Origin of the sequence: Lysinibacillus sphaericus (assembly GCF_005217585.1) — a bacterium.
Classification (GTDB): Bacteria; Bacillota; Bacilli; order Bacillales_A; family Planococcaceae; genus Lysinibacillus; species Lysinibacillus sphaericus.
In genome coordinates this window covers 708,065-731,063 of record NZ_SZPT01000001.1, presented here as the reverse complement: position 1 = coordinate 731,063, position 22,999 = coordinate 708,065, and the positions used below count along the sequence as shown (strand labels likewise).

Annotated in this window: 20 protein-coding genes and 1 pseudogene; 1 reads left to right on the top strand and 20 read right to left on the bottom strand. The window is 38.7% G+C overall.

The window, feature by feature from the left end:
* Positions 1–9: 9 nt before the first annotated feature.
* The 8 genes from meaB to FC748_RS03575 all read right to left on the bottom strand — a co-directional run bounded on the left by meaB (position 10) and on the right by FC748_RS03575 (position 11,493).
* Entirely contained in the window at positions 10–1,107 is a 1,098-nt protein-coding gene (gene meaB, locus FC748_RS03610; RefSeq protein WP_024361152.1) for a methylmalonyl Co-A mutase-associated GTPase MeaB, read from the bottom strand.
* The gene (gene scpA, locus FC748_RS03605) at positions 1,107–3,260 is read right to left on the bottom strand and encodes a methylmalonyl-CoA mutase (RefSeq protein ID WP_024361153.1); all 2,154 of its coding nucleotides are present in this window, start codon (positions 3,258–3,260) and stop codon (positions 1,107–1,109) included. Before scpA ends, meaB begins: the two co-directional genes overlap by 1 nt.
* On the bottom strand, positions 3,257–4,948 hold the full coding sequence (locus tag FC748_RS03600) for a methylmalonyl-CoA mutase family protein (protein ID WP_370510646.1): 1,692 nt from the start codon (positions 4,946–4,948) through the stop codon (positions 3,257–3,259). The genes scpA and FC748_RS03600 overlap by 4 nt, the downstream gene beginning before the upstream one ends.
* A gap of 132 nt (positions 4,949–5,080) precedes the next feature.
* Positions 5,081–6,424 carry a dihydrolipoamide acetyltransferase family protein gene (locus tag FC748_RS03595; protein ID WP_108030036.1) on the bottom strand — a complete coding sequence of 448 codons (1,344 nt, stop codon included), beginning with the start codon at positions 6,422–6,424 and terminating at the stop codon, positions 5,081–5,083.
* 181 nt (positions 6,425–6,605) lie between these two features.
* Positions 6,606–7,589 (bottom strand): alpha-ketoacid dehydrogenase subunit beta, encoded by a 984-nt coding sequence (locus FC748_RS03590; protein ID WP_024361156.1) that lies wholly within the window; start codon positions 7,587–7,589, stop codon positions 6,606–6,608.
* A complete protein-coding gene (locus tag FC748_RS03585) occupies positions 7,589–8,605 on the bottom strand; it encodes a thiamine pyrophosphate-dependent dehydrogenase E1 component subunit alpha (RefSeq protein WP_024361157.1) in 1,017 nt (338 codons plus the stop codon). Before FC748_RS03585 ends, FC748_RS03590 begins: the two co-directional genes overlap by 1 nt.
* Before the next feature lie 126 nt (positions 8,606–8,731).
* A complete protein-coding gene (gene lpdA / locus FC748_RS03580) occupies positions 8,732–10,159 on the bottom strand; it encodes a dihydrolipoyl dehydrogenase (RefSeq protein ID WP_024361158.1) in 1,428 nt (475 codons plus the stop codon).
* Positions 10,160–10,398: 239 nt separating this feature from the next.
* Entirely contained in the window at positions 10,399–11,493 is a 1,095-nt protein-coding gene (locus tag FC748_RS03575; protein WP_025219917.1) for a Leu/Phe/Val dehydrogenase, read from the bottom strand.
* Positions 11,494–11,802: 309 nt separating this feature from the next.
* Between FC748_RS03575 and FC748_RS03570 the strand changes: the two genes are divergently transcribed.
* On the top strand, positions 11,803–12,039 hold the full coding sequence (locus FC748_RS03570) for a DUF2627 family protein (RefSeq protein ID WP_010859733.1): 237 nt from the start codon (positions 11,803–11,805) through the stop codon (positions 12,037–12,039).
* A gap of 53 nt (positions 12,040–12,092) precedes the next feature.
* On the opposite strand, the gene FC748_RS03565 is transcribed toward FC748_RS03570, so the two are convergent.
* The 12 genes and pseudogenes from FC748_RS03565 to FC748_RS03510 form a co-directional block, all read right to left on the bottom strand.
* A complete protein-coding gene (locus FC748_RS03565) occupies positions 12,093–12,821 on the bottom strand; it encodes a glycerophosphodiester phosphodiesterase (protein WP_108030035.1) in 729 nt (242 codons plus the stop codon).
* Positions 12,814–14,385 (bottom strand): flagellar assembly protein A, encoded by a 1,572-nt coding sequence (locus tag FC748_RS03560; protein WP_025219919.1) that lies wholly within the window; start codon positions 14,383–14,385, stop codon positions 12,814–12,816. Before FC748_RS03560 ends, FC748_RS03565 begins: the two co-directional genes overlap by 8 nt.
* Before the next feature lie 421 nt (positions 14,386–14,806).
* On the bottom strand, positions 14,807–15,007 hold the full coding sequence (locus FC748_RS03555) for a hypothetical protein (protein WP_108030034.1): 201 nt from the start codon (positions 15,005–15,007) through the stop codon (positions 14,807–14,809).
* 82 nt (positions 15,008–15,089) lie between these two features.
* The gene (locus FC748_RS03550) at positions 15,090–15,467 is read right to left on the bottom strand and encodes a PH domain-containing protein (RefSeq protein ID WP_024361163.1); all 378 of its coding nucleotides are present in this window, start codon (positions 15,465–15,467) and stop codon (positions 15,090–15,092) included.
* A 150-nt stretch (positions 15,468–15,617) separates the two neighbouring features.
* Complete coding sequence (locus FC748_RS03545; RefSeq protein WP_108030033.1) at positions 15,618–16,256, bottom strand: NAD(P)-dependent oxidoreductase; 639 nt, start codon at positions 16,254–16,256, stop codon at positions 15,618–15,620.
* Positions 16,257–16,574: 318 nt separating this feature from the next.
* Entirely contained in the window at positions 16,575–17,927 is a 1,353-nt protein-coding gene (locus FC748_RS03540) for an ABC transporter substrate-binding protein (protein ID WP_108030032.1), read from the bottom strand.
* A 36-nt stretch (positions 17,928–17,963) separates the two neighbouring features.
* Entirely contained in the window at positions 17,964–18,779 is an 816-nt protein-coding gene (locus FC748_RS03535) for a carbohydrate ABC transporter permease (protein ID WP_108030031.1), read from the bottom strand.
* Positions 18,776–19,669, bottom strand: a complete 894-nt coding sequence (locus tag FC748_RS03530; RefSeq protein WP_029747084.1) for a carbohydrate ABC transporter permease — start codon at positions 19,667–19,669, stop codon at positions 18,776–18,778. The genes FC748_RS03535 and FC748_RS03530 overlap by 4 nt, the downstream gene beginning before the upstream one ends.
* Before the next feature lie 41 nt (positions 19,670–19,710).
* Positions 19,711–20,835, bottom strand: coding sequence for an ABC transporter ATP-binding protein (locus tag FC748_RS03525; RefSeq protein ID WP_108030030.1), 1,125 nt, complete (start codon positions 20,833–20,835; stop codon positions 19,711–19,713).
* Between the two features lie 330 nt (positions 20,836–21,165).
* Positions 21,166–21,297: pseudogene (locus FC748_RS03520) on the bottom strand (sporulation initiation factor Spo0A C-terminal domain-containing protein); the annotation flags it as partial.
* Positions 21,298–21,444: 147 nt separating this feature from the next.
* The gene (locus FC748_RS03515) at positions 21,445–21,705 is read right to left on the bottom strand and encodes a hypothetical protein (RefSeq protein WP_108029702.1); all 261 of its coding nucleotides are present in this window, start codon (positions 21,703–21,705) and stop codon (positions 21,445–21,447) included.
* Between the two features lie 380 nt (positions 21,706–22,085).
* Positions 22,086–22,706, bottom strand: coding sequence for a recombinase family protein (locus tag FC748_RS03510; RefSeq protein WP_108030008.1), 621 nt, complete (start codon positions 22,704–22,706; stop codon positions 22,086–22,088).
* Positions 22,707–22,999 lie beyond the last annotated feature (293 nt).

The following is a 22,999-nucleotide window of genomic DNA, read 5'->3' as shown; positions in this document are numbered from 1 at the left end:
AAGCGTACATTATTTCTGTGATTGCTCATCGCTAAATAAACGATCTACACCTTGCGTTACTGTTAATTGCCCATTGAGGATTTGGCGCTCTAGTAACTGCACTTGTTCCTTGCGATTTGGGTCTCCGTAAAATGCATCAATTAAATGATCCGTAATCATAGATTGGAACCAATCTCTCGTTTGATTTTGACGTCGGATAGACCAATAGTTATTTGCTTCTACCGTTTGCCTAAATTCACCGATTGTATCCCACACTTTATCGAGTCCCTTTTTCTCCCACGAACTAACTGGCATGGCAGTAGACATCCAACCTGGTGTTGCAGGTTGAAGGAAATGCAATATTTGCTTGTATTCGGAAACAGTTTTTTTCGCTAGTCGAACATTGTCACCATCCGCTTTATGCACAACAATTGCATCCGCCAATTCCATGATGCCCTTTTTCATACCTTGAAGCTCATCTCCTGCACCTGTTAACACGAGCAATAGGAAGAAATCGACCATACCGCGGACGTATGTTTCACTCTGTCCAACACCAACTGTCTCAATTAAAATGACATCGTAGCCCGCTGCTTCACATACAAGCATCGTTTCGCGCGTCTTCTTATGGACACCCCCCAGGGTACCAGCAGACGGTGATGGACGAACGAATGCATTCGGCTTTTTCACCAGTTCTTCCATGCGCGTTTTATCGCCTAAAATACTGCCCCCTGATAATGAAGAACTCGGGTCTATTGCAAGGACCGCTACTTTTTTACCCATCTCACATAACATCGTTCCGAAAGCTTCAATGAAAGAGCTTTTACCAGCCCCTGGTACTCCCGTAATCCCTATACGAACACTGTTGCCTGTATGCGGTAAAAGTTCCTGTAATAACTCCTGAGCCTGTGCTTTATGGGCACTATTAGAACTTTCAATGAGCGTAATGGCTTTTGACAACTGTACACGTGAGCCTGCACGTACATCTCGTGCAAGCTCCAGTATATTAAGGTTGTCCGCCTTTTTCTTTCGGAATTTTTTCGGTACACCATACTGCATACCGTCGTGAGATGCTTCCACGCCACCCATGACAAATAGAGCACTTTCCTGCATCCCTTTGTTTTTGTCCATTATTTAGACACTTCCTCGTAACCTAAACGTTTATAGATTTCCTCAATAATTTTAATGGCAGATACAGGTATCACTGTACCAGGACCAAAGATCGCCACAGCACCTGCTTCATAAAGGAATTCATAATCTTGTGCTGGAATAACGCCGCCAACGATAATGATAATATCTTCACGCCCAAGTTTTTTCAGTTCAGAAACCAATGCAGGTACTAAAGTTTTGTGACCTGCTGCTAATGATGATACGCCGATACAATGTACGTCATTTTCAACAGCCATTTGCGCAGTTTCTTCAGGTGTCATGAATAGTGGTGAAATATCTACGTCAAACCCTAAGTCAGCATAGCCAGTTGCAATAACTTTTGCACCTCGGTCATGTCCGTCTTGTCCCATTTTCGCAACTAAAATACGTGGGCGACGACCTTCATTTTCAAGGAACTCATCTGTCATATTTTTCACTTCAGTAATTTGTTCTTCGTCAGAGAAGTTAGCAGAATATACGCCTGAAATGGAACGGATGATGGCTTTATGACGACCAGATACAACTTCGATTGCATCAGAAATTTCTCCCAGTGATGCACGAGCACGCGCTGCATCTACCGCTACTGCAAGTAGGTTTTCCTCACCATCTTGTGCTGCTTTCGTTAAGCGTGCAAGATGTTTTTGTACTTCTGCCTCATCACGAGCTGCTTTCATAGCATCTAAACGCTCAATTTGCTTTTGACGTACTAGTGTATTGTCGATATCAAGAATGTCGATTGGCTCTTCTTTGTCCAGACGATATTTGTTCACACCAACGATTGTTTCTGATTTCGAGTCAATTTTCGCCTGACGTTTCGCCGCAGCTTCTTCAACCTTCATCTTTGGAAGACCTGTTTCAATCGCTTTTGCCATACCACCAAGTTCTTCAATTTCTTCGATTAACGCCCAAGCAGATTCAGTGATTTCATCTGTTAGTTTTTCAACATAATATGAACCACCCCATGGATCAATCACTTTTGTCATGGCTGTTTCTTCTTGTAAGAATAACTGCGTATTACGTGCAATACGTGCAGAGAAATCTGTTGGTAAAGCAATTGCTTCGTCAAGTGCGTTCGTATGAAGAGATTGCGTATGCCCCATTGAAGAAGCATTGGCTTCGATTAATGTACGCGTCACGTTATTGAATGGATCTTGCTCTGTTAAAGACCATCCAGAAGTTTGTGAGTGTGTACGTAATGCTAATGTCTTTGGATTTTTTGGATTGAACGTAGACATCATTTGCGCCCAAATACGGCGTGCCGCACGCATTTTTGCCACTTCCATGTAATAGTTCATACCAATCGCCCAGAAGAATGATAAACGTGGTGCAAAGGCATCGATATCAATACCCGCTTTTAACCCTGTACGAACATACTCAAGTCCGTCGGCTAGCGTGTAGGCAAGTTCAATATCATTTGTAGCACCTGCTTCTTGAATATGGTAGCCCGAAATAGAAATAGAGTTAAATTTCGGCATGAATTTCGCAGTATATTCAAAGATGTCCGCAATAATTTTCATCGACATTGCAGGTGGATAAATATATGTGTTACGGACCATGTATTCTTTTAAAATATCATTTTGAATTGTTCCAGCTAGCTGGTCTGGTGTTACCCCTTGCTCTTCAGCAGCAACGATGTAGAAGGCAAGTACTGGCAGTACTGCACCATTCATCGTCATAGATACAGACATTTGGTCTAACGGAATTTGATCAAATAAAATTTTCATATCTTCGACAGAGTCAATAGCAACCCCAGCTTTACCAACATCACCTGTAACGCGTGGGTGGTCTGAATCATAACCACGGTGCGTTGCTAAGTCAAAGGCAACTGAAAGCCCTTTTTGACCCATTGCAAGGTTACGTTTATAAAAGGCATTTGATTCTTCAGCAGTAGAGAAACCTGCATACTGACGAACTGTCCAAGGACGTGCAACATACATAGTAGGGTATGGTCCACGTGTATTCGGTGCTATACCAGCTACATCATGTAAATGTTTCACATCTTTAATGTCATCTTTTGTATAAATATCTTTAATTTCAATACCTTCATTTGTCATGAATTTTTCATCTGACGCCGCAGGAGCTTCAGTTGATAATACTTTTTCGATTTCAATTGCACTAAAATTAGGCTTGCTCATCGTTGGACCTCCTTCATGCTAGCGAACACTGAATTTAATTTTTCAATGATGTTCTGTCCTGCGAAAATAAAGCCGTTTAAGCCATTTGCTAACCAAGCTTCTTCTTCGTCTTTAAATTTACCTGCAACGTCTACAATGACGTTTGCTGGTTTTTTAGCTAAAATCGCTGGTACTAATTCTTTTGTAGTATCGTCATTGCCTGCAATAACAACATATTTTGCTTCTGTTGTATTTAGCCAAGAGAGCGCTTCCTCAACTGTTGCTACTGGTTCGCTTTTTTCTGGTACTAGACCAACAGTGTTTAAGAAACCAGATACAAAGTCTGCACGAGGTTTTGAACTTTTTAGTGAACCTAATGCTAGAATTCCTGTTTTCACATTGGCAGCAGTCATTTGTGCTCGCAGTTGCTCAAACGGAATCGAAATACGCTTCACATCTGCAAATAATGGGTTCGTTTCACTTTCAAGTACATCTGCTGGATTTGCATAAATATTCGTACCGATAACCGATTGTTTGCGTGTTTGTGCCGCTTTAATTCGCGCTTGGTAAGATACTTCTAATGCTTCTGCCAATTTACCGGATGCCGCATACGCGTCCATTCCACCAGCAGCTTCAATTTCTAAGAATAATGCCCAAGCTTCTTTTACGAAGTCCGCTGTTAATGATTCAATGAAGTATGAACCACCGGCAGGATCTGTTATTTTTAAAACATTTGTTTCTTCTTTTAACACTAAAGATACATTTCGAGCAATACGAACGGATTGTTCTGTAGGCTTCGTTAATGCATCATGTGGGTGAACTGTAAATACATCCGCACCGCCAATTAATCCAGAAAGCGCTTCATTTGCTGCACGTAGTAAATTTACGTAAACATCCAATTTCGAGAAGCTTCGTAGAGAAGTTTCCGCAAGCGTTGGAATTTTCACATTCTCTTCCACACCATAAGCGGATGAGAACGCTTTCCAAAGTACTTTAAATGCACGTAACTTCGCAATTTCTGTGAAGAATTGTGTATCAATCGCAAATGAAACATAAAATTTTTGTGCAAAAGCTTCAAAGTTTTCTTCTTGCTCTGCATATTTTGCTGCAATAGCAAGTGCATACGCTAATTCTTGTACGGCATTAGCGCCTTCATTATGGTAAGTTACTGTGTTTGCACTAATTGTTCGTACATTTGGCAATCCTTCAAGCTTGATAGGGTTTTTAGCTACAATATACCCATTCACAGTTTCACGCTGTTCATTTGTGATGTTGTCAAATACTGCTAACAATGGATCATTCTCGTCTTTCACCGTTATTTTAAACGAATATTCAGAGAAATAAGGAGCTAGTTGTGCCAATATTTCTTCAGACCATTCAAAGTTTACACGGCTATCAATTGTCACAATCTCATTACCACGAGCTAAACTATCATCAAGTTGAGCGAAAAATGCTTCACTTGTTTCTGCATAAACTTGCTGTGCCACACGAAATACTTGACTATTTTGCAGGGAACGGATTGTGGCAACTTGTTTATCTAGTTCATCTCCAAGTTTTGCTACTAAACTTTCTTGTGTATAAAGTGGTTCTAAAGTAACACCCTCACTTGTTTTCGTTAAAAGAGACTCGAATGGTTTCCCTTTTAAAGCTTTGATTGCTGCATCTTGCCATTCTGAATAGGACGGCTTTTCAAATTCAATATTTTTCATGTTGTTTGACATGCGGACGCTTAATCAGCTTCCCCCCTTAGTAGTTTCTATTTGTTATTCTACATGACAAATTGCGACTCGAAAAGCAAAAAAAAATCGGAAACCGTTATACAACAGGTTTCCGACAAGTCATCAGTAGACTGACGTCGAAGATTTATTTGTATTTTCGAGTATTTCTTTTACTCTATTTAGGAATTTACCACAAACTAATCCATCTAATACACGATGATCTAAAGATAAACATAAATTTACGATATCGCGTGCTGCAAACATTCCACCAGGTAAAACAACTGGTTTTTTTACAATACTTTCCACTTGTAAGATGGCAGCTTGCGGATAATTAATAATACCCATCGACTGCACAGAACCGAAAGCACCCGTATTATTAACTGTAAAAGTACCACCTTGCATATTGTCCATTGTCAGTTTTCCTGAGCGTACTTTTTGGGCAAGCTCGTGAATTTCTTTAGCAATCCCTTTAATGGACTTTTCATCAGCGTGTTTTATAACAGGGACAAAAAGTGCATCGTCTGTTGCTACCGCAATGGAAATATTTATGTCATGTTTTTGGATAATTTTATCACCCGCCCACATAGAGTTCATCATTGGGAACTCTTTTAAAGCTTGTGCAACGGCCTTTACAAAGAACGCAAAGTAGGTAATATTAAAACCTTCCTTTTGCTTAAAGTCCATCTTTATACTATCCCGATAAGCCACTAAATCCGTTACATCAACTTCCATCATCATCCAAGCATGCGGGACTTCTTGAGCACTACGTACCATATTATTCGCAATGGCACGGCGCACATTCGTTACCGGAATTTCAATGTCGCCTGTTTGCAACACTGGCGAGGATGCGATTGGTTTTGTTGGTGTTTCGACAGCGGCAACAGGTTGGCTACTAGCCGTTGTTGCAACTGCAACTGGCTCAGAAGGTGTTACATCTTTTGGCGTTGGTATATTTCCTGCGTCAATGAGTTGTTGTAGATCTTTTCGTGTAATACGGCCACCCTCTCCTGTACCAACAACTTGCTCAAGTGGAATATCATGTTCTTGCGCCAGTCTAAGTACAGCAGGCGAATAGCGGTTTTTTTGCTGTCTCACTGAATTTGCTGATGCAATAGGTGCAGTAACTTCCTTCGGAGACTCTTGTTTTTTCTGAATCCCTGCATTTAATATTGCAGCACTTACTGTTGACTTTTTCACTGGTGGAGACGCTGGCACTTCACCGTCACCTGCGATTTCAATGGAACAAACCACTGCTCCAACTGGTAACGTTTGCCCTTCTTCTGCAAGTAGTTCTGTAATGACCCCTTCAAAAGAAGATGGGATTTCTGCATTTACTTTATCCGTCACAACTTCTGCTAATGGATCATATTTTTTTACTGTATCACCTGGTTGTACGAGCCATTTTTCGATTGTACCTTCTGTTACGCTTTCACCGAGCTGTGGCATCGTAATGCTTTGAATCGCCATTATCTTTTCCTCCCATCAATTACGCCCCCATCTAGTCAACCCGAATTTTGAATTGTCCATGTACGGCATGCCATTGCAAAATTCGAGATAACTATTTTGAGAAGCTTCAACTTTTTTTCGCAAGCCTTTAAGCCTACTCAAAAGAGACTACTAATTAGATATGCATCTCCTGAGGAGATTTTTAGAATGCAGCTAAATCTCTCAATGCCCGCTCTACTTTTTCAGGATTTATCATGAAAAACTTTTCCATTGTAGGCGCATATGGCATTGCAGGTACATCTGGTCCAGCTAAACGTTGAATAGGCGCATCAAGGTCAAATAAGCAATGTTCTGCGATAATGGCCGCAACCTCACTTATAATACTGCCTTCCTTGTTATCTTCTGTTACAAGCAATACTTTTCCTGTTTTACTTGCCGCTTCAATAATAGCTTCTTTATCTAACGGATACACTGTACGTAAATCTAAAATATGGACAGAGATGCCATCTGCCGCTAAACGCTCGGCTGCCTGTAAAGCGAAATGAACGGCTAGACCATACGTAATGACCGTAACGTCTTCCCCTTCTCGCTTCACATCTGCCTTGCCGATTGGTAATGTATAATCGTCTAATGGGACTTCCCCTTTGATTAGGCGATACGCACGCTTATGTTCAAAGAATAATACCGGGTCTTCATCACGAATTGCTGCCTTTAACAAGCCTTTCGCATCATACGGAGTGGAAGGAATAACAATTTTCAAACCGGGTGTTCCAGCAAAAAGTGCTTCTACCGATTGTGAATGATAAAGCGCTCCGTGAATCCCACCACCAAAAGGAGCACGGACTACTATAGGACAAGTCCAGTCATTATTGGAGCGATAACGGATTTTCGCAGCTTCCGATACAATTTGGTTCACAGCAGGCATTATAAAGTCTGCAAACTGCATTTCAGCAATTGGACGCATGCCGTACATTGCCGCGCCAATACCAACTCCTGCAATCGCACTTTCCGCAAGCGGTGTATCTAACACACGATACTCCCCAAACTGCTCATAAAGACCCGTAGTTGCTTTGAAAACGCCACCTTTACGACCAACGTCCTCTCCTAAAATGAAAACTCGTTCATCTCGTTCCATTTCTTCCTTCATCGCTAATGTAATCGCATCAATATAAGACATTACTGCCATTACACGTCACCTCCGTCCACTGGTGCATATACGTACTTCAAGGCTTCCTCTGGTTTAGCGTAAGGAGCTGCCTCTGCATAGTCCGTCGCTTCATTTACTTCGGCCATCACACGCTCTTCTATTTCAGTACGAAGAGATTCCGTCATAATGCCAGCATCTTGTAAATACTTCTCAAACAATACAATCGGATCCTTCGCTTTGCCTTCCGCGATATCTTCTGCTGTACGGTATTGACGATCATCATCATCCGAAGAGTGTGCAGTTAAACGGAATGTCACCGTTTCTATTAAACTTGGCCCTTCACCGCTACGAGCGCGTTCTGCCGCCTCTTTGACAACCTTATAAACTTGCAGTGGACATTTGCCGTCTACTGTTACGCCTGGCATGCCATAGCCAATACCACGATCGGATACTTTTGCACAACCTAACTGACGTTCCACTGGTACTGAAATAGCATATTGATTGTTTTCTACCATTATAATGACTGGTAGTTTATGCACACCGGCAAAATTTGCCCCTTCATGGAAATCACCTTGGTTGGAAGAACCTTCTCCTAACGTAACAAAGGCGATGAAATCCTCCTTTTGCAAGCGCCCCGCAAGCGCCACCCCAACAGCATGCGGTACTTGTGTTGTTACGGGTGAAGAACCAGTCAAAATGCGGTTTTTCTTTTGCCCAAAATGCCCGGGCATTTGACGGCCGCCAGAGTTTGGATCTTCAGCCTTTGCAAATGCTGATAACATCAGCTCTTTTGGCGTCATACCAAAATGTAAAACTACACCCATATCTCGATAATACGGTGCAATATAATCTTTATTTTTATCTAGCGCAAATGCTGCTCCAACTTGTGCAGCCTCCTGTCCCTGACAAGAAATTACAAATGGAATTTTACCTGAACGGTTTAATAACCACATGCGCTCATCTAATCTTCTTGCCATTAACATCGTTTCGAACATAGCAAGGACTTCTTCATTCGTTAACCCTAAATCTTCATGTTTCAGTTGAACGTCTTGCATATGAACACCCCTTTCGCATTAGAAAACGTGCTAAAGTGCCTGTATTTTGCGCACAAGCTCCTTTAGTATCACAATTTATGTCGGTCTTTTTATTTGTTACAATTCGGCGTAATGTCTATAAACGCATTAAAAATGAATAGCTCGCTTATCGACAGCTAAAGCTGACTCCACTAATACTTCATTTAATGATGGATGTGGATGGATTGCTTGACTAATTTCCCAAGGAGTTGCATCTAATAATTTCGCTAATGAAGCTTCTCCTATTAAATCTGTCACATGCGGCCCTACCATATGAATACCCAAAATATCGTCCGTTTTTTCATCGGCTATTATTTTAACAAAACCATCTGATTCTCCATTAACTAGCGCCTTACCTATTGCTTTAAAAGGAAATTTACCAATCTTTAATACATGACCATTTTCGCGAGCAGCACTTTCCGTTAAACCGATACTAGCCACTTCTGGGAAGGAATACACACATTTCGGTACTTGCAAAACATCTAACGGCGCTACTTTTCCTGTCGCAATATGTTCAATAGCGGACAAGCCTTCATGTGAGGCAACGTGCGCCAATTGTAAACCACCGATTACATCTCCAATGGCATACATATGTGATTCCTTTGTTTGATAAGAATCGCGTACTTGAATAAAGCCGTTGTCGATTTCAATATCGGTATTTTCTAAACCAATGCCATGTATATTTGCTTCACGTCCAACACAAAGCAATAATTTCTCTGCTTCAAATTGTTCCTCATTATCCTGAAGCTTCGCCGAAATGAAAACGTTATCATTTTCTATTTTAAAGCTATCTGTATTTAACCGAGCATTCGTCACAATGCGCACACCACGATTTTCAAGCTGTTTTGTCACTTCTTTTACAATATCCGCATCCTCAGCTGGTAAAATCGTAGGACCGTATTCAATTACAGTTACAGCTACTCCAAAATCACAAAGCATAGATGCCCACTCGATGCCGATTACACCACCACCAACAATCAATAATGAAGTCGGTAATTCTTCCATTTGCAATGCATGGTCAGAATTCATGACATACTTCCCATCAACCGTTAATCCTGCCATTCCTCGTGGCTTCGATCCTGTTGCAATGACAACATTGGTAGGAACAAGCATTTCATTTTCCTCACCATTGCGCATCTCTACTGATATAGTACCTGGCATTGGTGAGAAAATAGATGGTCCTAAAATTCGACCTGTTCCTTCATAAACATCGATTTTGCCTTTTTTCATCAGTGTATTCACACCTTGGCTTAATTGCTCTACTATTGCTTGTTTGCGCGCTTGCACCTTATTGAATTGCAAGGTAACACCTGTAATGTCTACGCCAAATTCACTCGCGGTTTTATTGGCCATACGATATACTTCAGCACTTCGAAGTAATGCTTTACTCGGAATACAGCCTTTATGTAGACAAGTACCACCAAGTCGTTCACGTTCCACAATAGCTGTTTTTAAGCCTAATTGTGCCGCACGGATTGCTGCAACGTAGCCACCTGTCCCTCCCCCTAAAATAACAACATCATAATTTTGAGCCATATGTTATTCCTCCTTATGAGAAAAGTGCTAAAGCCTCTCTCTCCTAACTGGCGTCATAGTGCAATCCATCGAGGAAAAGCGCTGTATCGCCACAGGCAACAATCTCTATCTTAAAGACATTGCAATGAAAGGTGTACGTCATTTATTGTAATGACGAATCTATTAGCCTAGACATTTATTTACTACTATTTAAACAGAAGAAGTCGACAATGCGACTTCTCTTTAGCGAATAGACGTTGTTAACGGCCGTTCAAAATATTTTTTTCATTTTTTAAGAACTGACTACGCGATTTCGCTACACGAGCAATACGTTCTTCTGCCAAACGATTTGCCGCAACATATGTTGGAATACTATCACGTTTGGAAATTTCAAAGATTTTTTCAATACTATCGTAAATACCATCTACACGTTTCATCGCTCGTTCACGATTATAGCCATATAATTCGTCCGCGACATTGATTACACCACCTGCATTAATGACATAGTCAGGTGCATAAACAATGCCTAGCTCGTGTAAATAATCTCCATGTCGTGAATCTTGTAGTTGGTTATTAGCAGAACCAGCGATAACTTTTGCTTTTAATTGCGGAATCGTTTCGTCATTTAAAATTGCGCCAAGTGCACACGGTGAGAAAATATCGACTTCTTGTGAATAGATTTCATCAGGTGCAACTGCTGTAGCGCCAAAATCATTGACAACACGATCAATAGCCGCTTGGTTAATATCTGTTACTACAAGTTTTGCACCTTCATTATGTAAATACTCGCAAAGCTTGTAAGCTACGTTTCCTAGCCCTTGTACCGATATAGTACGACCTTCTAGCATATCCGTACCAAATGCTTCTTTCGCCGCTGCTTTCATGCCACGATAAACGCCATAAGCAGTTACTGGTGAAGGATTACCCGATGAACCAAACGCTGGCGATATACCTGTAACGTAATTTGTTTCCTCATGGATTAAATCCATATCTGTTACGGTTGTACCAACATCTTCAGCGGTAATATAGCGACCGTTTAATCCTTGAATGAAACGACCTAAAGCACGGAACATTTCTTCGTTTTTATCTTTAAATGGGTCCCCAATAATGACCGTTTTTCCACCGCCAAGGTTTAAACCAGCAGCTGCATTTTTATATGTCATCCCGCGTGCTAATCTTAATGCATCCTCAATCGCATTTTCTTCTGTCGCGTAGGTCCACATACGAGCACCACCTAATGCTGGTCCAAGTGTTGTGTCATGGATAGCGATAATCGCTTTTAACCCAGATGCTTCGTCTTGGCAAAATACCAATTGTTCATAATCATACTTTTCCATATACTTGAAGATTTCCATGAAAACTCGCCCCTTTGCTTTGGAAAGTGCAACCCCTAATGCCCATCCCAATCAAATTTTTAAAAAATGATAAAACTGTTTTGCAATGGATAATATCGCTCCATTTAATTTTACAATACTGACAAATTCACAATTTCGCAACTATTATTACACTTTTCCTACTAAGTAAGAATTTTCTAAAAATTCAGTTACGATTACTAGTTTTTGAGCTTCTTCCTGCGCTTTTACGAGACGCCTTAGATTCATAGGCTTTCTTGACATTCCATTATCCACAGGTACAATTAAAGTTAGGTATGAGGAGGGACATGTATGGCTCGTTTTGCTGCGTTTATTGTCATGCTAATTCCAGGTCTAATGGCCGCAGGTGGCATTAAATTTATGCGTGATACATTATTCGGTAAGCTCATCTCACCTTTCCCATTTTTATGGCTACAATTTGTTGTTGGCATCATTTTCTTTGTTGTCGGCTTTGGCTTTTTCGCAGGCTTTTTATTACACCGCGATCGAAAAAAAGGAAAAGTGGCTCCGCGCTTCCAAAAAAAATAAAAATAGCTATCCAAATAGGCCACAGAACTTTGTGACTTACTGGATAGCTATTTTTATTGACGTAGCTGTACATGGATAACTTTATCCGGAAAATCAGTAATCCACCCTACTACGGATGTATGTGGATTCGTCAAAAACTTTTCACTGCCATCAATCGCATAAAAGCGACATGTCTTAGCACTAGCTACACATGCCTCTAAATAGCGGGGTTTATAATACTTTTTATGCATATGAACACAATCAATTGCCTTATAATCACTCAGCAAATCCCATTTTAATTTTTTTGTGACGATTAGCGCTGTTTCATGCTGTGGCGCATGACGTTTCACAACCTCTAACAGCTCATAATGAAATGATGAAAAATGGCTACCTGCTGGTAATTTAAGCCCTTGAAGCAGTTGAACGAGCGCATCTTGATTGTCAAGAATGGTCGATTTTAATTCAATATTCAGTGGGAGTTGGTGTTTATTTGCCCATGCTAAAACCGCTTCAAATGTCGGAATTCTATACGATGAAAAAAACCTTCTCCACGGCTTCCCTAATTTAAAGCTCTGCAATTCCGCTATTGTGCAATCATTCACTAGCTTATTACTGCCTACTAATCTTGATAATTGCGGATCATGGTAAACAACGGGTATCCCTTCTTTTGATAGCTGAATATCTAACTCAATCCCATTGGCACCTAGCTCTAATGCTTTTTCAAACGCTTTGAAACTATTTTCTAGCGCATAAGCAGACGCCCCGCGATGCGCAAACACAGGGATGAATGATTCATTATACATTCAGCTCACCAAACTCCAGTAAAAATTTTCCGTTCGTCATTTTATTTAACAACGAGGACTTTTTGCCAATTTGAATATAGGTACCAGGATAGGCTTCCTTTGTAACAATAATTTCTTCTTTTCCAGCATGACGCATTTCATCCATCATTAACTTAATTTCACGATCTAGCGTCACCGCTTCTGCTTTTAACTTTGATAAGCTTTGCTTTGTTTCTTCAAAGGCAGCAATTTGCTGTGTAGACATTTGCTTAAGCAGCGGTAGTAAACTTGTAATCTTCGCTTCACGCTCTGAAATATCGGATTGCAATTGCTTTAACTGTGTTGCTTTGTCTTGCATCATTGCATAACTTTCCTGTTTATTGACACTTTCAATGATTAAATCCGTTCTCCGCTCTAGACGGTTTCCCGAAATGGCTGTAACAATTGTATTTTTGGCAACAGCACGCCCACCAATGATTTTTCCTCTGCGCTCATCGACAAAAATGGAATGGGCAGTAAGTTGTGATCCAAGTGAATAAAAACCGATATGAATACTATCATCTGCGACTAAAATAGCTTCATTGACATGCTTCACGAAAATATTGCCACCGGCTTCAACGAGTGTTGAACCCAAACCAAAAATACCACCTCGAATGTATACATCACCTTCGATTGATTTAATTAGTTTTGCGCCGCTTACCCCTTCCGCACCTTCAATGGAAATATCTCCGGTTGCAATAACAGTATAGCCAGTTGTAACGGTTCCCTTAATGCTTAAAGAGCCATTAAACTCTAAATTCCCCGTCTCAACGCCTACATCTCCATGAATTGGTAGATGGCGATTTACACCAATCGCACCTTTGACATCATCTAACACACCCGCTATTTTCGAACGAATGACGATTTTACCATCTTCTTCTACTTCATACGCTGATTTTTTGTCATATCGAATAGGAAAATCACGACCAGGTGCTGCCGCAATCATTTCACCGAGTACATTTTGACCAGGCTTGCCCATCGTTGCAGGAATTTTCTCACCGAGCCAAGAGCCTTCTGAAATTTCTGAAATAAAATTCATGTCGTAGTAATCGGCTTTCCCATCCTCACGAATGACAGGTTTTCTTTCAGGTTTAGGTAAATATGTAATTTGTGCATCCGTACCTGCCACAGGTGACGTTCCTTGCGCAATTAAAAACGCTTTGCCAGGTTCAACCTTTGAAATATCAAAGTCTAAAATGCCATAAATAATGCCTTGATCCGCTAATGTTTCCAAAATTTGTTCCGTTAATTTTTCTTTATTCTTTTGAATATAATCAGCTGTTTCATATATAAATATAGAGGCAGACATTTTATCTCGAGCAATTTCAGCTTCAACATTTGGAAGCCAGCGTCCAATCTCAACAGGACTTGTGCTTTCTGTCGCTAGTACAGTTTTTAATATAGAAAAATTAGATAACTTTAGTCGTGGGTGACTACGTAAGACGCCATCAAATTCTTTTAATGGAAACCCAGCGCTGTATGTAAGCATAAATACCTTTCCGTTTTCTTCCGATATTTCGAAGTTATCATTTCGAACTAGAATCACGCTACCTCCTCCTTCCCTCTATATGTAAGTATATACAATCTATTTACATTTGTTTAGAGACAATTGTCACTACTCATAAAGAAAATACCCCTACTTTATCAGTAAGCTCTGTACATAGTGCAAACCTTTTTCCTCTAAAAAATAGACGATATATACTATAAAAAAACATGTTTTCCTTCGTTGCAAAAGTGGAAATGTTATTATTGCATAAAAACCCAGTAAATTTTTAGGTTATTTTTATGAACACTTTGAAAAAGAAATAGCTATATTCACATAAATCCTCATTTTATTTTTTTTGCATTAGGTCTTGTCTACTAAAAAACTTCTTAAAGTAGAACATTACTGCATAAAGTACCGTTTTAACTTACTATTTATTTGCAAATTTACTTAAGTATCCAACATAAAGACTCTGGGCTTTTAGTCATTTATTATCTGTAAATAAGTCACTGCTTAATCTATCTTGAAATGCTTCAATTCTGCTATCCGTGCATAATTGTTCACGCGTTAAATAGAAAACACTGATGCTTCCATTAACGCTCAGTCGCAGCTCATATAACTGCTCATTAATTTGTGTTATTTCTAATGCGTTATGATGGTCAAGTTGAAAATTTACGCTTTTCATTTATAATCCCTCCGTCCCTATTATAATCAAAAAGGCAAAAAAACGATTAACAGCTTTAACCCTGTTAACCGCCCATTGAATACTAACCTAGCACATATTCTGCTAAAACACTTTGCACTTTATAAATGTTAGTCGATTTATTAAAATTTTTCTGTATCGGCAATTGGCTGCCTGAAACCCAAATTTTCAGCTCTGCATCCAAATCAAATGTGCCCGCCGTTTCCACTGAAAAATGTAAAATATTTTTGTAAGGAATTGAATGATATTCGGTTTTCTTGCCCGTTACCCCTTGTTTATCGATTAAAATTAACCGCTTATTCGTAAAAATAAACGTATCTCTAATAATTTTATACGCATTTTGAATGGTCTCATTCGGTATTAAGATCTCTTTCATTTCTTCCTGCAATTTATCTAGATTGACTTCACTTGCATTGCCCATTAATCCATCAAATAACCCCATGTCTATTTCCCTCCAATTTTTCAAGCTTTATATAGTATATATTACATTTTGTAACAATAATACCATTCATAGTTCATTAATGATAGGATACAATCCATCATTAATTTGCCACTGTACTTTGCAGAAATAAATAAACTGGGGGAATTTAAATTAATTTGCAATAAACGGTGCTTTATGTACATAGTTTAAATTGTCGATTTGATGAATGATAAAAGTCGCAATATCTTGATTAGTTATTTTTGTGCCAGGCATATCCGTTAAATGTTCTTTCAAATTTCCTCTTTCTGCGCCATCTACTATAAATGGTAGTCTAATTAACGTCCATTGAATATGTGGATGATTGGTCAAAATATCCCATTCTTTCTTCTTGTCTCCCATCATATTAGAGTACATTATTTTAAACAACGCTGCCCCTATTCTATTTAACGTACTTTTGTGATCGCCTGTTATTGTTAGAGAGCCACCTGTTACACCAATGTAACGATCAATATGTAATGCAGTCATTACATCGAGTATATTTTTAGTGATACTGCTATACATCGCCTTCTCTTTGATTGGTTGACCAAAGGTATTTATAACTACTTGACAATCTTTTAGTAGCTTACGAATATCTTCTACATTTTTTACATTCCCTTTGACGATTTCAATCCTACTGTCCTTGTCTATTACTTTTTCTGGATTTCGAACTAACATGCGGACTTGATATCCTTTCGCTACCGCTTTAGAAGCAATATAACGCCCTACTTTCCCCGTTCCACCAATAAGAGCCACCTTGTAAGCATTAACCATAAAATCCCTCCAAAACTCATGATACTAGGTATACGGTCAAACGTCTGTTTAGATTCAAATTTCCTGTTCTTCAACTTCTATGCCGTATTACTTCAATGGCTCGCTGCCCTATCATTTTTTATCTAACGACGAAAGTATTATAAAATTTTCGGTATATAAAAGACGCCTCTTTAAACAGTACATGTAAACTGTCTAAAAAGGCGTTATGATTTTCACTGTGAAGCGCCATGACCAACCTAAACAGAAACAATAATCCGCTCGTATGCTCTCGCGCTATGAATGTATTACAAGCAATGTTTACAATTATTGATATATGAATTATTCGCCTCTTGCAGCATTGGCCTGTTTGATGGCAGCATTAAATTGCTCAACAGCAGAACGATGTGCTTGATTCACATCACCGCCATTATAAATCGTTTCAAGAGCCGTTTCTATAATTTTACGACCTTCTGGAAGCATATCCATTAACGCACCTTGTGTTGCAAAAGAAGCTTTTGTATCTTGTAGCTGATCTACTGTAACTTGTAATTGTGGTTTTTTAGCCCAAGCATCTTTCACGATTTGTTCTTCATATGCAGACGGATTAATGGCAAAGTACCCTGTTTCTACATGCCACTCTGCTTGAACTTCTGGAGTTTGTAAATATTTCATAAATTCCCAAGCTGCTTTTTGCTCAGCCTCTGGTTTACTAGCAGTCATCCAAAGACTAGCCCCACCAATAACAACGCCTTGACGAACTTTATTTGCTGGATAAGGCAAATAAGCAATACCTACTTCAAATGGAGCATTATCAATAATATCCCCTGAACTAGCAGAAGATTGTAAAAACATTGATACATCCCCTGCTAAAAAACCAGCCATCATGTTATCATAATTTGTACCATAATTAGCAAATGTCCCATCGTCAACCATATTTTTCACCCAGTTGAGGATTGATTTGCCCTCTTCTTCCGACCAACCGATTTCCGTAGGCGTCTCATTTCGTCCATTGTCATTATTTAATAATAACGCACCTTGGTTGGCTAATAATTGCTCCCATAACCAACCGTATGCTTGTAATGCAAAACCTTTCATTTTTGGATTAGATTCAACGATTGCTTTACTTGCTTCTGCTACTTCCTCAAACGTTTTTGGTGGCGCATCTGGATTTAGTCCTGCCGCTTTAAATGCATCTTTATTGTAATACATAACTGGAGTGGAAGAATTAAAGGGCATTGAATAGAACTTCCCATCTAACGAATAATACTTTGTAATATTTTCTTCTAATCCACTCATATCATATCCGTCTGCATCAATTAACTCTTGAATAGGAACAATTTGTCCACTGTTAATCATCGCCTTTGTGCCTATTTCAAATGTTTGAATGACTGTCGGTGCACTATCTGAACCAGCAACTGCGTTAAACTTTGTTAACGATTCATCATAAGTACCTTGGTAGAGCGCTTTAACATGAATTTTATCTTGTGATTTATTAAAATCTCCTACAATTTTATTTAACGAATCTTGGGCAGCTCCACCCATCGAATGCCAAAACGTTACCTCTTGCATCCGTGTATTTTCAGTAGAACTAGGCTTGTCTCCTTCTTGCCCTTGTGTAGAATTACCTTCTGAATTACATGCTGACAACAATACAACAATTCCAAGTGTAAGAAATGCAAATAATTTTCTCATCTTATTTCTCCTTTTAATGGATTTAAATAAATTCGATTACTTCAATGCACCTTCCGTTAAACCTTTTTGAAGCTTCTTTTGTCCAAAGAACAATAAGATTAATGTTGGAATAATGACAATCACTGCGCCTGCCATGATAACACCCCATTCATTTACCTGCTCTTGGGTCTGTAATTGCTTCAAACCGATTTGTACAGTACGTACCTTGTCATTTGTTGTGGCTAAGAGTGGCCATAAGTACATGTTCCACGAGGATAAAAATCCATATATCCCGAATGTCACTAAACTAGACTTTGCAACTGGTAATACAACTGTTAGATAATATTTAACATCACCTATACCGGCAATTTGACTTGCCTCCCTTAATTCCTTAGGTATTTGTTTAAAGTTTTGTCTTAGCAAGAAGGTTCCAAAAGCTGTTGCAAAGAAAGGGATAGTCAACCCTGCATAAGAATCAATCCAATCTAAATCACGGATTAAATGAAAATTAGGAATAACCGAAACCTCAAAAGGAACCATTAAAGTTGCAATAAAAATATAGAATAATAAATCTCTCCCTTTGAACTCTAAAAAAACAAAAGCATAAGCTGCTAAACTTGATAACAGTAGTTGTCCCAGCATAATAACAATTGACACTAATAAACTATTTATTAAATAACTAAGTAAAGGTGTACGTTCAAATGCTCGACTATAATTATCAACGGTGAGTGCAGTCGGTATGCTACCGGTTAAAATATCTTGATTAGTCATCAAGCTCATTACAAATGCCAAAATCATAGGTCCTGCTAACAGTAAAGCTGAAAGGATGAGAATGACATAAAAAATGACTTTTTTGCTGGTAGACATTGTCATTGGTAATGTACCTTCCTTTCACCTAGCTTAAATTGTAATAATGTCATTAATAAGATTAAAATGAACAGCACAATGGCTTGTGCACTTGCTGAACCAAACCTATAATTTACAAAAGCCTCTCGATAAATCGAGTAAACAAGTAAATTCGTTTCATTTACTGGTCCGCCCTGTGTTAAGATATCAATTTGCCCAAACGATTGAAATGCATTAATAATTGTTACAGTAATTACAAAGAATAACGTGGGTGACAGCATTGGAATTGTTATTCTACGCAATTTATAGAAATAACCTGCTCCTTCGATCTCAGCACTTTCATATAAAGATGAATCAATCGATTGCAACCCACTAAATAAAATTAAAAAGGTAAAACCTATGTTCATCCAAATTGTTGTAGCAGAGACAGCAAGAAGTGCCCATTTTGGATCTGTTAGCCATCCAATGACTTCAAACCCAAAGACATCGAGTATTTGGTTAAATAACCCCATCGTCGGATTAAACAGATACAACCATAATACAGAAGCTGCGGCAACTGATACTCCCATAGTGGAGGAAAAAATCGTTCGAAAGAAGCCAATTCCTTTAAGTTTTTCATTGGCTATTACAGCAAGGAACAAACTAATAATGATGGTAGTGGGCACCGTATAGAAGACAAATAAAAACGTAGATTTCATGCTTTTCAAAAAAAGAGGTGAGGCGAACATATTCACATAGTTTTCGAGCCCAACAAATATAGTCGTATCACCGCTTGCTTTCGTTAAGAAAAAGCTTAAATAGATAGTCCGAAACAGAGGATAAAACAAGAAAACACTAAACAAAATAATAGAAGGTAATAAAAACAACATCCCTTTATAAAAATTGTTCATTCGGATTTTCTTTTTAACTTGCTCCATTTCTATAAGGTGGTTGTTATTTGTATTATTAGTAGTGTTCGTCATACGCATGTTGTTAAAACCTCTTGTACTCTACCTTGAGAAACTGAGTGAATTAAATTGCCAGTTACCGAATCAAAGAATAATAGATTTTCTGGCAATATTTGTACTGGCACTTTTTGTCCTATTTTGATGAACCATTGTCCAGACCACCTAGCCGTCCATAACTCAGCACCAACTTCAAATGCTATTGATGTTTCATTCCCTAATTGTTCTACATTCACCGCTTCCAAAAGATAGTTTGTGTTTTCAATTGTTCCTGGCAGTAGATGCTCAGCTCGAATGCCAATCGTAAACTGTCTATTTGTAGGTAGTTCCTCCCCAAATAAAGAACTTATGTCTAGATGAAGATGACCTTCAACTACTAATTGCTTGCCCTCTTCTGAAAGAATCGCTTTTCCCAAATTCATCTTTGGAGAACCGATAAAAGAAGCTACAAATAAATTAGCTGGTTCGTTATAAAGCGTAATTGGTTTTCCAACTTGTTTAATTTCCCCATCGTTTAAGACCATTATTCTGTCTCCCATTGTCATCGCTTCTACTTGGTCATGGGTAACATAAATCATTGTCATTCCTAACTTTTTTTGCAATCTACGAATTTCCACACGCATATTCGCACGCAACTTTGCATCCAAATTTGAAAGTGGTTCATCCATTAAACATAATGGTGATTGACTTACAATCGCTCGCGCTAGTGCTACACGTTGCCTTTGACCTCCGGATAACTCTCTTGGTTTACGTTCCAACAATTCAATTAATCCCATCATTTCCGCGGCTTCATATAATCTTCTTTGTCGCTCTTGTTTCTTCACTTTTTTTGCCTGTAAACCAAATAGAATGTTTTGTTCTACAGAAAGATGCGGATATAAGGCATAATTTTGGAAAACCATTGATAAATTCCGATCTTTTGGTGGAATATGATTTACAATTTTACCGTTCATTTTCAATATACCTTCAGAAATTTCCTCAAGACCTGCAATCATTCTAAGTAACGTACTCTTTCCAGACCCAGAAGGTCCAACAAGGACAAAGAACTCACCTTTGTTAATTGTTAAATTGATTTCATTCAATACAGCTTGCTTTTTTTGGTACGTCTTTGAAATCTTAACTAACTCAATATGGCTCATATCTAACCTCCTTATTTTTTCTCGCTATTATTTTAAAACATATATTTTTCGAAAAATAAGGATTTCTGCAGATTTATAACAAAAAATTAACATTATTTATAAAGCCTTAATATTTTTATAAATCTGCCTGAAAACGTCTTTTTTGCATATGTATCGTTTTAATTACTTGTTTCTTGCCAAAATCTCGCAAAAAAAAAAAAACACCTCCATAAATGGGATATCCCAGAAATGAATGTGTTTCATAGTTTAATGTAATGACTTGCATTAGCTACTTTATAAATTTTTAAAAAATCTCTCTAAATAAGTCCTGTAAGCTGTTATAACTGTTAATTAACTCGCCATCATATCAATACGAATCTTGTCCGCAATCATGGCGATAAATTCGCTATTTGTCGGCTTCGACTTTAAGTGGTGTACGGTGTAGCCAAACATCGACGAAATGGACTCGTAATTGCCACGATTGGCTTAGCGTATGTTTTACTTATTATATTTAACGATCATACTACATAAGTTTACCGGTCATTCTAACGGTAGCCTTCGCAGTTATTAACGATTTATATTTACCGATAATATTACAGTCATTTAAATTGAATATCAAGCTAAAAATTATCATCTATCAATATTGATACTGTAAATAACTTTTAAAGCAAAACGAATAGCATCTCGCTCTCCTATTTCTTCTACTCGGCTTTTATAAAGTAAAAAAGAAGCTAATGCATAGTCATCATATACTCTCCCTCTACTGCCTTGTTTACTAAAATGCCTATTATGTTCCTCAAATAAAGCAGCAATACGCCTAATCGTATCTACCTTATAATCGCTTTTTTCTGCAATCTCTTTCGGAGTATAGTATTGCTTAGTTTCGTCCATAACTTACTCTCATTTCCCGGTGTCGACAACCGGCTTATTAGCGCTAAAAGACACTATACATTACTCAATTAAAACATACAACCCATGCTGTATTACCGAAACTTGCGTCGATAAATTCCATTATTTCTCCCCTAAACAGTTGGTACTGTTAGCATAAAAGGGCTTTTTACTTTCCGTTAGTTTTACGTCAATTTAATTTTTATATTATAATAAGTAGAAACTCGATTTTAAATTTTACATTGAGGATTTAAAAATATTATTTAGAAGTCGCGAGGAGCAGATGAGCGGGTTACGGCTGACGGGCTTGGGGGTAACGCAATTTCAACGCAAAAAAAGAAGCGACCAACAAACGAGGTTTAATTCGTTCATTGATCGTTTTGTTATCGTTTTATTCCTTCACGTTCAAGCAATCGATAAATTGTTCCTGTTCCAACTTTATAAGTCTTGCGAATATCAGCGATTGAAACGCCGTCTTGATAATCCTTTATGATTGCGTTGCGTCTTACTTCTTCTTCTCCGCCTTCGACTAACTTCGTTTTACGTCCTTTAAACTTTCCTTTTGCTTTTGCGATTTCAATTCCTTCACGTTGACGACGCTTATTCTTCTTACGTTCTTGCTCCGCAACATACGCCAACATCGATAGGAATTGATCCTCTAACAGCTTACCGATGTCACCCATAGACTTAAACCGTCTACTATCGAATAGCTCAGCATTGGACGTTATTACGATATCCGCACCTACCTTACGTGTGATATACTTCCACTCGTCAATCACATCGTCATATGAGCGCCCTAATCGATCCAAGTCGTCCATATAAATTAAGTCGCCACTTTGTATCGTGCTGCGTAACTCTTGATATTGCGGACGGTTCGTATCCTTCCCCGACGCTTTATCGACGTATACATTCTTACGCTCAACGCCTAGCTCCTTCATTGTCGCAAGCTGACGAGCTTCGTTCTGTTCAACTGTTGATACACGTACATAACCGTAAGTTGCCATCGTATTACCGCCTTTATCCGTTATTGTTAGCAATATCGTACCAATAATTACGGTAACAATCAAACGGTAATTTAAGAATAGCTCTATATCAACGTTTGTAAGCATTCATTTTCGTTACCACATAAGTGTACTCTAACGGTAACGACCGGATTCACGACTGCCTGCCTTTTGCATAACGTTATAATGCGTCGAAACTGCGTCAGATTGAACCGTGGAGATTTCAGACACCCTCACGCGCCAGCCCTGTCTGCCCGATGATTTCGTGATTATTCGTGATAATGCGGACATAAAAA

What these genes read in the sequence shown, in the direction of transcription:
- meaB (WP_024361152.1), bottom strand. Translation starts at nt 1,107, where the DNA reads ATGGACAAAAACAAAGGGATGCAGGAAAGTGCTCTATTTGTCATGGGT.
- scpA (WP_024361153.1), bottom strand. Translation starts at nt 3,260, where the DNA reads ATGAGCAAGCCTAATTTTAGTGCAATTGAAATCGAAAAAGTATTATCA.
- FC748_RS03600 (WP_370510646.1), bottom strand. Translation starts at nt 4,948, where the DNA reads ATGAAAAATATTGAATTTGAAAAGCCGTCCTATTCAGAATGGCAAGAT.
- FC748_RS03595 (WP_108030036.1), bottom strand. Translation starts at nt 6,424, where the DNA reads ATGGCGATTCAAAGCATTACGATGCCACAGCTCGGTGAAAGCGTAACA.
- FC748_RS03590 (WP_024361156.1), bottom strand. Translation starts at nt 7,589, where the DNA reads ATGGCAGTAATGTCTTATATTGATGCGATTACATTAGCGATGAAGGAA.
- FC748_RS03585 (WP_024361157.1), bottom strand. Translation starts at nt 8,605, where the DNA reads ATGCAAGACGTTCAACTGAAACATGAAGATTTAGGGTTAACGAATGAA.
- lpdA (WP_024361158.1), bottom strand. Translation starts at nt 10,159, where the DNA reads ATGGCTCAAAATTATGATGTTGTTATTTTAGGGGGAGGGACAGGTGGC.
- FC748_RS03575 (WP_025219917.1), bottom strand. Translation starts at nt 11,493, where the DNA reads ATGGAAATCTTCAAGTATATGGAAAAGTATGATTATGAACAATTGGTA.
- FC748_RS03570 (WP_010859733.1), top strand. Translation starts at nt 11,803, where the DNA reads ATGGCTCGTTTTGCTGCGTTTATTGTCATGCTAATTCCAGGTCTAATG.
- FC748_RS03565 (WP_108030035.1), bottom strand. Translation starts at nt 12,821, where the DNA reads ATGTATAATGAATCATTCATCCCTGTGTTTGCGCATCGCGGGGCGTCT.
- FC748_RS03555 (WP_108030034.1), bottom strand. Translation starts at nt 15,007, where the DNA reads ATGAAAAGCGTAAATTTTCAACTTGACCATCATAACGCATTAGAAATA.
- FC748_RS03550 (WP_024361163.1), bottom strand. Translation starts at nt 15,467, where the DNA reads ATGGGGTTATTTGATGGATTAATGGGCAATGCAAGTGAAGTCAATCTA.
- FC748_RS03545 (WP_108030033.1), bottom strand. Translation starts at nt 16,256, where the DNA reads ATGGTTAATGCTTACAAGGTGGCTCTTATTGGTGGAACGGGGAAAGTA.
- FC748_RS03540 (WP_108030032.1), bottom strand. Translation starts at nt 17,927, where the DNA reads ATGAGAAAATTATTTGCATTTCTTACACTTGGAATTGTTGTATTGTTG.
- FC748_RS03535 (WP_108030031.1), bottom strand. Translation starts at nt 18,779, where the DNA reads ATGACAATGTCTACCAGCAAAAAAGTCATTTTTTATGTCATTCTCATC.
- FC748_RS03530 (WP_029747084.1), bottom strand. Translation starts at nt 19,669, where the DNA reads ATGGAGCAAGTTAAAAAGAAAATCCGAATGAACAATTTTTATAAAGGG.
- FC748_RS03525 (WP_108030030.1), bottom strand. Translation starts at nt 20,835, where the DNA reads ATGAGCCATATTGAGTTAGTTAAGATTTCAAAGACGTACCAAAAAAAG.
- FC748_RS03515 (WP_108029702.1), bottom strand. Translation starts at nt 21,705, where the DNA reads ATGGACGAAACTAAGCAATACTATACTCCGAAAGAGATTGCAGAAAAA.
- FC748_RS03510 (WP_108030008.1), bottom strand. Translation starts at nt 22,706, where the DNA reads ATGGCAACTTACGGTTATGTACGTGTATCAACAGTTGAACAGAACGAA.